The organism is Stutzerimonas sp. NM35, assembly GCF_054604355.1.
In genome coordinates, this window is the sequence record NZ_CM137728.1 from 1,525,720 (window position 1) to 1,537,920 (window position 12,201).

Consider the following 12,201-nt stretch of genomic DNA (forward strand, 5'->3'; position numbering starts at 1 on the left):
CGCTATGATCCTCGGCTGTTCAGCCAATCCTGATCACTAGCACACAGTTGTTCTTGCGACGATTCGAAATCCCACGTCGAACCCTTCATGCGTATGGCTTGTTCCGCTCGCTTGGGTTGCTGGCTATAGCAGAGGCCGCTTGGGACTGCATGTATCTGCCTGTCCAGGTCACGTTCCCGTCCCAACGAAATGAGCGTACAGCGGCGCAGTATCAAAGCAGCTTCCGCTTCCTCTTCCGACAATGTTTGCAACGCCCAGCGCGCCATCCCCTCGCGTAGATTGACTCCGGCGTAAGTCTCGGGAGCCTCGATAAGCGGACCATTTACGGACCAGTTCAGTTTCCAGTCCTGATCTCGCGTCAATCTCGCGATTGTTCGATTGTCGACTCGGCCAGGAATCTCGATATCGTAACGACGCTTGCGACTCTGACGGGCAGCTGCGGCAATCGCCAGCCCTGCCAGATCGAGTAGATGCGTGCACTGGTGCGTTGCGTCCGTCTGGCGTGTTACCGAATGGGCGACCCGGCTGAGCTGCATGCCGACCAAGCGCTCAAGGGGCTCAGTTGCCTGCAGGCAAGCGGTGTAGGGGTATCGTATCGCTTCGCCACCGACAGCAATCAGTGCGCCTGCTTGGTATTTTGCCCATACGCGAAAGTGGTGAAAGTCATCTTCGAGCGCCGCGCGAACTTCACCTTCGCCGTGTCCTTCGCAGGTCACTATGTCTACTCGGCGGCGAAACGTACTCATCTCGATATCCTTTTTTGCTGAATAATGCCCGATGATGCGGACAAGAGTATATTTGAACACTATAGTAAAAAATGTCTATCTAACAACAAGAGAGGAGGGGGGTATGAAACTGTTACGAGAGCGTGTGGCGCTTATTACTGGCGCGGGCGGTGGTATAGGTCGAGGTGTGGCGTTGAGCTTCGCCAAGGCGGGCGCTGCGGTGGTAGTTGCAGAGCTGGACGAACAAAGCGGCACGGCCGTTGCGCAAGAGCTGAAAGCGTTGGGCGCCAGAGCGCTCTTTGTGAAGACCGATGTTTCCAGCAAGGAAGATATCGAGGCGGCTATTCAGGCTTCCGTGGATGAATTCGGTGGGCTCGATGTCCTGGTGAACAACGCCTTCGCGCCTACGCCCAACGTCCTGCTTGAAGATAAGACCGATGAGATGCTGGCCCAAACGCTCAACTCCACGGTTTGGGCGGCCTGGTGGGCCATGAAGGCTGCGCTGCCTCATATGAAGGCGCGTGGCGGTGGAAAGATCGTCAACTTCTACTCCATCGACACCGAGATCGGTGCGTGGCTGCATGGCGATTACAACACCGCTAAATCAGCCATCGTCGGCCTGACCCGCAGCGCTGCGTCGGAGTGGGGGCGGTTCAACATTTGCGTCAATGCTGTAGCGCCCACAGCCATGGGCGCTACCTTTCATAAGCTGGCGGCGGAAAACCCGGGGTTCGCGGAAATGTCGGCGTCGATGCGGCCATTGGGGCGCTGTGGCGATCCTGAGGAGGACATCGGCCCGGTGGTTGTCTTTCTGGCCTCGGAGATGTCGCGTTTCATTACTGGCGAGACCATTCACGTGGATGGCGGCCTGCACTTGCCGGGCTACAACTCCCGCCCTAAAGACGTTCCCGTTCGGGAGTACTGAAACAATTGTGGGCGCAGCTCTCGCTGCGCCCACATGCCATTCCCATTCCTTAGCCCGCCACGGTTGCTTTGCGAGGCGGGAAAGGGACTGTGCCCAGCCCCTCGCAGCAGCCTTAGCGCTTGTCGACCTTGATATCCGTATCTTCCCAGTCCCAGGTCGAGGCTGTTTTACCTTCGTCTCGCAGGAGATATTTCAACACACGGCCCTGCGGGTTCTTCGGCAGCGTCTCGCGGAATTCGATGTACCGTGGCAGCGCGTAGTAAGGCACCGAGTCGGTAGCCCACCTGAATAGCTCTTCTGGCTGAAGCGACGCGCCATCATGCAAGACCGCGGTGACCTTGACGTCATCTTCACCCTTGTCCGACGGAACGGCGTGTACCGCGACCTCGGAAATGTCCGGGTGCACGGCGAAGGCGGCCTCCATCTCAAAGCTGGAGATGTTCTCGCCACGCCTGCGCAGATAATCCTTTTTCCGATCGACGAAATAGAAGAAGCCGTCGTCATCGAACTTGCCGATATCTCCGGTGTGGAACCACATGTTGCGCATCAGCTTCAGCGTGTCCTCCGGACGTTGCCAGTAGCCCTGAAACATGATGTCCGGGCGCAGCGGGCGCACCACAATCTCACCGGACGTGTTCGCAGGTACTTCACGATCTTCGTCATCGACAATGCGTACATCGAAGTCCGGGATGCGCTTGCCGGATGAGCCAGGCGCAGCATATTCGCCGCCTGCAAGCGAGGTAATCACGCAGGCCTCGGTGAGACCATAGCCATTGCCGCCCACTAGCTTCGTACCAAAGCGCTCACGCCAGATCTTCTTGGTTTCCTCGGTATATGGATTGCCGCGAGCCGTATGAATCTGGCCATAACACCGCTTCATTGCGTCGTTCTCAGGCGCCTTTGCCAGGAGTCCGCCCATGCCACCGAGGATCGATGCAATGGTGGCGCCGGAGCGTTCGACTTCCTGCCAGAAGTTAGAAACCGAGAAACGCGGCAGTATCGCTGCCCGCGCGCCCACCAGAATACTGGCGATGATCGACACGCACAGGGCGTTCATATGAAACAGCGGCAGCGGCGTGATGGTTACGTCGTTCTCGTTCGCAGGTCCGGCCCGCAATTGCAGGCGGGCAAGGTTGCACATGAAGTTGTAGCTGATCATGCAGCCTTTCGATGGTCCCGTAGTTCCCGATGTGTAGATGAGGCAGGAGAGATCGGATGGCTGAGGCTTGGTCTCGAAGGGCGTTTCGTCATGGCCGCGGAACTCATCCAGCGAAGCGACCGAAATGGCGCATTCAGGAAGCGATTCCAGCTGGCCACGGTAAAGAATGCTCTGCACCTCAGACAATTTCGATGCAAGCGGCACTATACGATCCAGATAGGCCGCCTCGCAGATCACCACCTTGGTATTGGTGTCGGCTATCTGGTGGCGCAAAAACTCGCCCTTCAAGGCGGTATTGATCGGCACGCTAACGGCGCGAAGCTTGTTGATCGCGAGCCATGTCACGACGGCGTCGATGTTGTTGTTCAGCATCGTCAGTACCGTTTCGCCTGCCTGCACACCTAACGAAGCCAGTGAATGAGCCATTTTGGTGGAAAGTAGATCAGTTTCTCTGTATGTGTATAACTCACCACTAAAATCAAGCAGAACCTTGTCTGGATGCCGCGCCACAGCGCGCTCAAGCGCTGCGATAACAGTGTCTCTTTCGCCTACTGCCCAGGTGTCTGAATTTCCCGTGCCGCTCATGGCTCTTCTCCTTGTGGGGCGCCGCCAGTCGCTGGATCGCCCGATGTTATTTTGAAGGGAGAATTCGATTCTAAATACAAATTCACAGAATGTCTTTAGGCAAAAGTTGAACAAATCTAGATTATGTTGCCTATTTCATATGCTAGTGTTGCGTATCTTTCTTGTTATGAGCCCGTGCACCCATGCCAAAGCGCGCAAATCAGCTTGCTGAAGCAGCGTCACCTCCGTCGAAAAAGAAGGCCGCACCCCGTGTGAAACCTGTGAGTACCGTCAAGAAAACCGTTCGTCAGGGCATTGGCGTTTCATCTTCTGGCGCCAAGGTAAAACCCAACCGCCGGTCGGAAGAGACAATCTCCAATATCCTCGCGGCCACCGAAGAAGTAGTGCTGCGATCAGGTGCTGATCGCATTTCGATCCTTGACGTGTGCCAGGTCGCCGGTGTTTCCCGTGGGACGTTCTATCGATACTTCTCGTCGCAAGACGACCTGCTCGATACCTTCTCCAGACACAAGCGCGACAGTTTCCATACATCGCTGACCCAGGCGTTGGGAGATATCGCCGATCCGGATGCGCGGCTCAACGCGCTTATCGTCTATTTGGACAATTACCTCGAGCAAAGTCGCGCGCAGCGCCTGCTGACGGTCGCGCCTGAATATGCGCTGGGGTTCTTCCGCCGAATTTTCCATGACTCCATTGTTCGTTTCCAAGATGTGCTCGACATCGTTTTCGACGAGTGGGACGAGCGACTTGGCGTCAGGCTTGATCGCGAATTGATCAGCGAACTGATCATCCGCTATGTGATGAGCGAGACGCTGGTGTCCGAGTCGGCGAACCGTCGCATGCTTCCCGTTCGTGTGAAGAAGCTGATCGCGGCCCTGACAATCGGATCGACCTCGCGCTCGCGCCGCTAGTCCGTCACTACCCGCTACACCTAAAGCAGAGCTCTCCTCCCGAGGGTTCTGCTTTTTTTTGCGCGCCATTTTTTCAGCCGAAATGCGAACGGAACCGCGATTCGAGCGCTTTTACGTTCCTGTGTGGTGATGGCTTCCGCAGGGAGGCGCTCTAGAACACTGCTTCCGGCGTAGCTATAAAAATAAATTGAACAGTTTTTTGATTTATGACCAGATTAATTTTATGATCTGTCCATGGGGCTTGCACGCTGCCGTTCAGGGGCAGTAGACCCCGGTTATACGGCGCAGCTGCACTGCGCTACACATAATTTTAAAAAGTGCCAATTTCTGAGGTAACCGGACATGCTTATTGATCTTCACGCCCACGCGCCACACCCTGATTACTACGACCAGCATCCCCATTGGGGGCCGGCTTTTGAGTCGCAGCCCGATGGCGATATCAAGTTGCGTGTTGGTGAGTGGATTCTTTCTCTAGGCGCACCAGAACGTAAGAAAGCCCTGCGCGAGGCCCATGCCCGCGGCGAGACCTTGAACGTCGAAGAGTACATGGCCAAATGGCGCGACCCGAGCAACCGCCTCGCGGCTATGGATGCGGCGGGGCAGGATGCTCAGGTTCTGTCCGTTCCAAGCCATTGCTACATGTATTGGACCGAAGCCGAGTTCGCTGTCCCGTTCGCTCGCAAGGTCAACGACGTGATGGCTGAGTATTGCTCGGCAGCGCCCAACCGGCTGATGTTCTGGGCGCACGCTCCGCTGAACGTACCCCTTGAAGCGGCCAAGGAAATCCGCCGTGCCTGCAACGAACTGGGAGCGAAAGGCCTGAGCGCCGGTGGCTCTAACTTCGGCGGGCTGGAATATGACTCGCCAGAGCTTGATCCGGTCTGGGAAGCGTTGTGCGAAGTGGACCTGCCGATTTTCGTTCACGGATACAACCAGTCCGTGACCTGGGGCAAGGACGCCAATACCGATAGGTATGAAACGACCGCGATCCTCGGCATGAATTACGACGAAACCAAATGCCTGTGGTACCTCATTAACGGCGGAGTGCTCGATCGCTTCCCGAAACTGAAGATTTACATCACCCACGGTGGCGGCTTCGTTCCTTATCAGCTGGGTCGGCTTGCCCAGACCAACCCGAACCTAGACGTTTTCCACAACAAAAAGCCATTCCTAGATTACCTGCCCAACTTCTATTTCGACGTGGAGCTGCACGAGCTTCCCATGCGTCAGGCCATGGTCGATGTCATCGGCGCGGATCGGGTTCTTTATGGATCGAACTTCGGCGGCAGCGACGCAGTCCGTCACGATCTGACCGAGGGGCTTCGCCTGTCGGACGAAGACCTGCAGAAAATTCGCTGGAAGAACGCCTGCGAACTGCTGCGCCTCGATCCCGCTAAAGTCGGCAAGGTTGGTGTCTGATGAAACTGGCGCGTTGTTCCCATAAAGATGGCGAACCCTTCTGGGCGGTAGTCGACATCCAGCAGGATGAAGTCACGCCCATCGTCGGCCTGTTTTCCGAGTGGGCTCCCGCCATCGCCCAAGGCAAGGGCATCAGTGCGTTGCGTTTCCTGGGGCGGCCAGTGCCGCTTTCCCAGGTTCGCCTGTTACCGCCAATCGAGCCCGTAAATCGAGTGGTTGTCGCTGGGGCGAATTACACCAAGCACCTCGCCGAGGATTTTGGCCTCAGCGCACCGGCGCAGCCTGTGGCCTTTCTCAAGGCCTACGGCGCACTCATCGGAGCCCACGATCCGATTCGCTTTCCGCCGCTGACAGAAAAGCTCGATCACGAGGTCGAGCTGGTGGTGGTCATTGGCAGCAGCGAGATCGACCTGGCTGACCCCTTGGGTTGCGTCCTCGGATATACCGTTGGCAATGATGTAAGCGCCCGCGACCTGCAGCTCAGCGGTCCACCGGGAATCGGAATGGATCTGTTCGCCGCCAAAAGCCAGGACAAGACCACCGGACTTGGTCCGTGGATCGTCACCAAGGATGAGTTCCCCGCAGGGTCTCCAGCCCTGGGGCTGACCTTGAAGGTGAATGGTGAAACCCGCCAGGACAGCTCTACCAGTGAAATGACGTGGAACGTGGGCGAGTTGATCAACTTCGTCCAGCAGCGCTCCAGCTTTGCCTGCGGTGACGTGCTGTTCACGGGGTCGCCGGCCGGAGTAGGGATGGGAACTGGCGTGTTCCTCAACCCTGGCGATGTGGTCGAGGCGACCGTGGAAGGCATAGGTACGCTACGTAACGTAGTTGGCGAAAAGCCCAGCGTCTAAATCGAGAGCGAATTAAATGACTAATAAAGAAGACAAAATTGTAGTGGTTGGTGCCGGCTTGATGGGCACCGGCATTGCGCATGCATTCGCTAGCTCAGGATTTGCCACTTTGTTGGTGGACACCAACGCCGAGTCGCTCACTCGTGCCAAAGGCAACATCGAAAGTATCCTCAGCACCGGCGTCAAGCTGGGAAAGATTACCGATGAGGTCGCCCAATCTTCGCTGGCGAATTTGATTACCTGTGGTGATTTGAGCGAGGCGGCGCTTGGCGCCAACTGGCTGGTCGAAACCGTTTCCGAACAGCTGGCCGTGAAGAAGTCCGTTCTCGGTCAGGCTGCGCCTCTGCTGGCTCCGAACGCGATCATCGCGACCAATACGTCAGCGCTGAGCGTCACCGAGATTGCCGCATCGGTACCCGACTTTGCCGACCGGGTCGTTGGCATGCATTTCTTCAATCCAGTGCACAAGATGAAGTTGGTCGAACTGGTGCGCGGCCTAGCCACCACTGACGAGGTCGTCGTGCGTACCAAGGCCCTGTGCGATGCGATCGGCAAGACTTCGATCACCGTCAACGAGTCGCCCGGCCTTACTACCAGCCGCATGTCCGCGCTACTTGGTAACGAAGCCATGTACATGCTGCAGGAAGGCACAGCGACGGCCGAAGATATCGACACTGCGCTGCGCATGGGTTTCAACCATCCGATGGGGCCGCTGGAACTCGGCGATCTGACAGGTTGGGATACTCGTCTGTCGGTGCTGCGGTACTTGCACCAGACACTGGGAGAGAAGTTCCGACCCTGTCCGCTGATCATCAAGATGGTTGCCGCCGGACGTCTGGGTCGCAAGACGGGGCATGGCGTCTATCGTTACGAGGACGGTAATCGAGTGCCGGGCTCCGGTCTGAAGGCGAGTGCGCTATGAAAGACATCGTAATTGTTGATGCGGTGCGGACACCGGTCGGTCGTTTCCGTGGAAGTCTCGCCGGCGTACGAGCCGACCACCTGGGTTCGCTGGTCATCGGCAAGCTGCTTGAGCGTGTCGACCTGTCGCCATCTCAGGTCGACGACGTGATTTTTGGCTGTGTTACGCAAATCGGCGAACAGTCGGCAAACATTGCCCGCACCGCGCTCCTCGGCGCGGGCTGGCCGGTAACGATTCCGGGGCTGACGCTAGACCGCAAGTGTGGCTCGGGCGAAGCTGCGGTCCATGCGGCCGCAGGCGCTATCGCGTCTGGAATGGCGGACATCATTGTTGCTGGCGGGGCGGAGAACATGAGCCGCGTGCCCATGGGCAGTAACCGTGAGATCCACGGTGAAGCCTTTGGCTGGATGGCGGCGGAGCGTTACGAGCTGACCAGCCAGGGCGAGGCCTCCGAGCGGATGGCTGACAAATGGTCACTCAGTCGCGAAGCGTTGGACGACTACGCTTTCAAAAGTCATCAGCGTGCCGCGAAGGCAGCTGATGCGGGTTATTTCGACAGCCAGATCGTTCCGGTACCGGTCGAGTTGTTGCGTGAGCACGCGCTGACCGAACCAGCAGCTGATCTGGCGGCGGACGAAACCATCCGTCGCGATACCTCAAGGGAAAAGCTCTCGACGCTGAAAACCAGTTTCCGCCCGGAGAATGGACGGATCACTGCAGGTAATTCATCGCAGATATCCGATGGCGCCGCTGCGCTGCTGTTGATGTCCGGGGACACCGCCAAGCAGCTGGGCCTTAAGGCTCGCGCGCGCATCCGCGCCTTCGCGACCGTAGGTGCAGACCCAACGCTGATGTTGACCGGCCCTATCGAGGCGACCAAAAAGGTGCTGGACAAGGCTGGTTTGTCCATCGATGACATCGACCTTTTCGAGGTCAACGAAGCCTTCGCGTCGGTACCGCTTGCCTGGATGCAGGAAACCGGTGTGCCGCATGACAAGCTCAACGTCAACGGCGGAGCCATTGCGTTGGGTCACCCGCTGGGTGCCAGTGGCGCGCGGCTGATGACTACGCTGCTCAATGAACTTGAGCGGCGGGGCGCCCGCTATGGCCTGCAGACGATCTGTTGCGCTGGCGGCCTGGGTACTGCAACGATTATCGAGCGGCTCGACTGATCTTCCGACAGTGAGGTAGCGGTTATGGCGCGCGTGTCTTTCGTTCCGCTGGATGAAATGCCGAAAGAGTTACGTAGCGCCGTTGCGCGCGGCCAGCAAAGTCGGATGCTGAGCTCGCCCAGACCTGTTCAGGTCTGGGCGCATCGGCCCGGTGCAGCATTAGCCTGGCTTGGTTTGCTGGAAAGCCTGCATCAGGACAGCCTGCTCGATGAGCGCCTGCGTGAATTGGTGCGCCTGAAAATCGCCAGCATCACCACCTGCCAAGCGTGCCAACTCGCTCGTAAATCCGACCACGTGACGGAAGATGACATCGCCTGCCTTTCTTCAAATAGCGATCGTTTCGAACCGTCTGAACGAGCTGCTTTGATCTTCGCTGAATTGTTCGCCAGCGATTACATGGCCATCAGCGACGAACACTATGCGCGTCTCGCCGAGTTCTTCTCCGAGGCTCAAGTGGTCGAGCTGAACATGTACTGCGCGCTGATGCTGGCGGGCGGTCGGATGACCTATGTGCAGCAGGCGTATTGAGCGGGTCGACGCCCTGCATGGATGTGGAGCAGACCGCCCGATAAATTTGATCGAAATGTAAAAAGCCGTTCAATAAGTGCGCAGTTGGGCCTAGTATCTCGCCCATGCAGTCAGTTTTTAGACGCAATGGCGTATGCCTGAACAATAACAAGGAGAAGAACAATGTCTACACAGGCGCGGGACAATCTGGGCAAGGCGTTCGCGGACGTCGCCAGCAACTATCGTGGAAGCGATGTGGACCTTCATGCGGTATACCGCGAGATGCGCATGAATTCGCCGGTTCTTGAAGAGAACTTCATGGCGCGTCTGGGGGTGCCGAGCATCGCCGGCCTGGACGCCAACCGTCCTACGTTCACCTTGTTCAAATACAACGATGTCATGGCAGTAATGCGCGATGCCAGCAACTTCACCAGTGGTTTTATCGCTGAAGGCCTGGGCGCTTTTTTTGACGGGCTGATCCTCACTGCGATGGATGGAGACGCGCACAAGAACATTCGCAACCTGCTGCAGCCGGTGTTCATGCCTGAAACTGTCAACCGCTGGAAAGAAACCAAGATCGATCGGGTTATTCGCGAGGAATACATCAAGCCGCTGGTGCCGAGCAAAGGCGGCGATCTGATGGACTTTGCCCTGTATTTTCCGATTCGGGTTATCTATTCCCTGATCGGCTTTCCTGAGGATCGTCCGGACGAGATCGAACAATATGCTGCCTGGGCGCTGGCGATCCTTGCCGGCCCGCAAGTTGATCCTGAAAAAGCCGCCGCCGCGCGTGGTGCCGCGATGGAAGCTGCCAAAGCGCTCTATGACGTCGTAAAGGTTGTCGTAGCCGAGCGCCGCGCAACCGGTGCCGAAGGGGATGACCTGATCAGTCGGTTGATCCGAGCCGAGTATGAAGGCCGTTCGCTTGATGATCATGAAATCGCGACCTTTGTGCGTTCGTTGCTGCCGGCCGCCAGCGAAACCACTACGCGCACTTTCGGTACGTTAATGACATTGTTGCTCGAGAACCCTGAGGTACTGGAGCGGGTGCGCAACGATCGCAGCCTGGTCTCCAAGGCCATCGACGAAGCCGTACGTCTGGAGCCTGTCGCCACCTTTAAGGTGCGCCAGGCTGCAAAGGATATGGAAATCCGCGGTGTGCAGATTCCCAAGGGCGCTATGGTGCAGTGCATCGTCACCTCGGCGAACCGTGATGAGGATGCATTCGAGCACGGTGACGTATTCGACATCGACAGACGACCGAAACCCTCGTTCGGCTTTGGTTTCGGGCCGCATATGTGCATCGGGCAATTCGTCGCGAAGACGGAACTCAACTGCGCGCTAAACGCGATTCTCGACCTTATGCCGAATATCCGCCTGGATCCTTCCAAGCCTGCACCAGAGATTATCGGCGCCCAGTTGCGCGGACCGCACTATCTCCACGTCCTCTGGGATTGAGGCATCGGCTTACTGCCCTCACGCCACGTCCAGCCCTTTCCTGCCCCGCAGGGAAGGGCGCCTGCCCTTGTTGTTTTTCCCTCGTTGAATTTTGCGGTGCTTGGTACCGGTAAATGAATGTGTTCGCTCTCAAGATTGGATTTGAACACAATTGAAATATGTGTTTAATTTGATCGCAACGTGTTCTATGCTTTGGACACAACAACAAACCCATTTGCGAAGGGGAAGAACAATGAAGGTTGAAGATCTCATTCTCGTCAGCGTTGATGACCATGCCATCGAGCCACCAAACGCCTTTGCTCGCCACATGCCTGAGCGCTTCAAAGGGCGCGAGCCTCATGTCGTCAAACGCGGCGACCGCGATGTATGGGTTTTCGAAGAGCAGGCCACCGGCTACATGGGCCTGAACTCGGTAGTGGGCCGACCGAAGGAAGAGTACGGCATGGAGCCGTTGGGTTATGACCAGATGCGTCGCGGTACTTGGAGCGTGGCTGATCGTGTCGACGACATGAACGCCAACGGCGTGCTCGGCTCGCTGTGCTTCCCGACGTTCCCAGGTTTTGCCGGTCAGCGTTTCCAGAATCATCCGGATCGCGCCGTGTCCCTGGCCGCGATCCAGGCCTACAACGACTGGCATCTACACGACTGGTGCAACGCTGCGCCGGGCCGCTTCATTCCGCTGATGCTGGTGCCATGGTGGGACATGCAGGCCGCCGCCGCCGAGGTTACGCGCCTGGCGAAACAGGGTGTGCATGCGCTGTCACTGTCGGACAATCCGGCGATCCACGGCTACCCGTCGATCCACAGCGATTACTGGGATCCGCTCTGGCAGGCCTGCTCGGACAATAACGTCGTGATCTGCTGCCACATCGGTACTGGTGTAAAGGCCAACCATGCCTCCGACCTTTCGCCAATCGATGCCTGGATCACGTCCATGCCTATTTCCATCGCCAACTCCGCGGCCGATTGGATCTGGGCACCGATGTGGAAGAAATTCCCCAACCTGCGCATGGCGCTGTCTGAAGGCAGCATCGGCTGGATTCCTTATCTGCTCGAGCGCGCCGATTTCACCCACCGTCACCACAACGCGTGGACCAACTCGAACTTCGGCGGGCAGATGCCCAGCGACATCTTCCACAAGCATTTCATCACCTGCTTCATTGAGGATAACTTCGGTCTGCAGAACCTGAAATTCATGAACGAAGACATGGTTACCTGGGAAAGCGACTACCCGCACTCGGATTGCACCTGGCCGAACTCGCCGGAGTCCGCATGGGAAGGGCTGCAGCACCTGTCCAAGGAAACCATCGACAAGGTCACCCATCTCAATGCCATGCGTGAGTTCTCCTTCGATCCATTCTCCATTCATGGACGCGAGAACTGCACCGTAGGCGAGCTTCGCAAGAAAGCGACGCACGTCAAGATCGAGCCCGCATTGGGGCTCGGCGGCGCCGACCACGGTCGCAATGACGGCAAGCCGGTCACGTCGGGGGACATCAACGCGATGTTCGAGAAGGCTGATGCCGGAACTGCTCTCTAACAGGCCGTAAAAAGTAGCGGCAAG

11 protein-coding genes are annotated in these 12,201 nt (G+C 57.5%); 9 read left to right on the forward strand and 2 right to left on the reverse strand.

Annotation, left to right across the window (positions count from 1 at the left end; translation table 11 throughout):
- Nucleotides 1-2: 2 nt before the first annotated feature.
- Complete coding sequence (locus ACYCFC_RS07200) at nucleotides 3-746, reverse strand: DUF2889 domain-containing protein (protein WP_042928780.1); 744 nt, start codon at nucleotides 744-746, stop codon at nucleotides 3-5.
- Nucleotides 747-849: 103 nt separating this feature from the next.
- Here ACYCFC_RS07200 and ACYCFC_RS07205 point away from each other — a divergent pair, with 103 nt between their 5' ends.
- Nucleotides 850-1,650: an SDR family NAD(P)-dependent oxidoreductase gene (locus ACYCFC_RS07205; RefSeq protein ID WP_042928781.1), complete on the forward strand. Its 801-nt coding sequence runs from the start codon at nucleotides 850-852 to the stop codon at nucleotides 1,648-1,650.
- Nucleotides 1,651-1,762: 112 nt separating this feature from the next.
- Here ACYCFC_RS07205 and ACYCFC_RS07210 read toward each other — a convergent pair whose 3' ends face one another.
- Complete coding sequence (locus ACYCFC_RS07210) at nucleotides 1,763-3,394, reverse strand: ATP-dependent acyl-CoA ligase (RefSeq protein WP_042928782.1); 1,632 nt, start codon at nucleotides 3,392-3,394, stop codon at nucleotides 1,763-1,765.
- Nucleotides 3,395-3,576: 182 nt separating this feature from the next.
- Between ACYCFC_RS07210 and ACYCFC_RS07215 the strand changes: the two genes are divergently transcribed.
- The 8 genes from ACYCFC_RS07215 to ACYCFC_RS07250 all read left to right on the forward strand — a co-directional run bounded on the left by ACYCFC_RS07215 (nucleotide 3,577) and on the right by ACYCFC_RS07250 (nucleotide 12,177).
- Nucleotides 3,577-4,305 carry a TetR/AcrR family transcriptional regulator gene (locus ACYCFC_RS07215; RefSeq protein ID WP_255962031.1) on the forward strand — a complete coding sequence of 243 codons (729 nt, stop codon included), beginning with the start codon at nucleotides 3,577-3,579 and terminating at the stop codon, nucleotides 4,303-4,305.
- 342 nt (nucleotides 4,306-4,647) lie between these two features.
- A complete protein-coding gene (locus ACYCFC_RS07220; protein WP_131648035.1) occupies nucleotides 4,648-5,724 on the forward strand; it encodes an amidohydrolase family protein in 1,077 nt (358 codons plus the stop codon).
- Nucleotides 5,724-6,578 (forward strand): fumarylacetoacetate hydrolase family protein, encoded by an 855-nt coding sequence (locus ACYCFC_RS07225; RefSeq protein WP_459653538.1) that lies wholly within the window; start codon nucleotides 5,724-5,726, stop codon nucleotides 6,576-6,578. Before ACYCFC_RS07220 ends, ACYCFC_RS07225 begins: the two co-directional genes overlap by 1 nt.
- Nucleotides 6,579-6,594: 16 nt before the next feature.
- On the forward strand, nucleotides 6,595-7,500 hold the full coding sequence (locus ACYCFC_RS07230) for a 3-hydroxyacyl-CoA dehydrogenase (protein ID WP_459653539.1): 906 nt from the start codon (nucleotides 6,595-6,597) through the stop codon (nucleotides 7,498-7,500).
- A complete protein-coding gene (locus ACYCFC_RS07235) occupies nucleotides 7,497-8,672 on the forward strand; it encodes a thiolase family protein (protein WP_459653540.1) in 1,176 nt (391 codons plus the stop codon). Before ACYCFC_RS07230 ends, ACYCFC_RS07235 begins: the two co-directional genes overlap by 4 nt.
- Before the next feature lie 24 nt (nucleotides 8,673-8,696).
- Nucleotides 8,697-9,200 (forward strand): carboxymuconolactone decarboxylase family protein, encoded by a 504-nt coding sequence (locus ACYCFC_RS07240; protein ID WP_042928787.1) that lies wholly within the window; start codon nucleotides 8,697-8,699, stop codon nucleotides 9,198-9,200.
- 162 nt (nucleotides 9,201-9,362) lie between these two features.
- On the forward strand, nucleotides 9,363-10,637 hold the full coding sequence (locus tag ACYCFC_RS07245; RefSeq protein WP_042928789.1) for a cytochrome P450: 1,275 nt from the start codon (nucleotides 9,363-9,365) through the stop codon (nucleotides 10,635-10,637).
- A gap of 232 nt (nucleotides 10,638-10,869) precedes the next feature.
- The gene (locus tag ACYCFC_RS07250) at nucleotides 10,870-12,177 is read left to right on the forward strand and encodes an amidohydrolase family protein (RefSeq protein WP_042928790.1); all 1,308 of its coding nucleotides are present in this window, start codon (nucleotides 10,870-10,872) and stop codon (nucleotides 12,175-12,177) included.
- Nucleotides 12,178-12,201 lie beyond the last annotated feature (24 nt).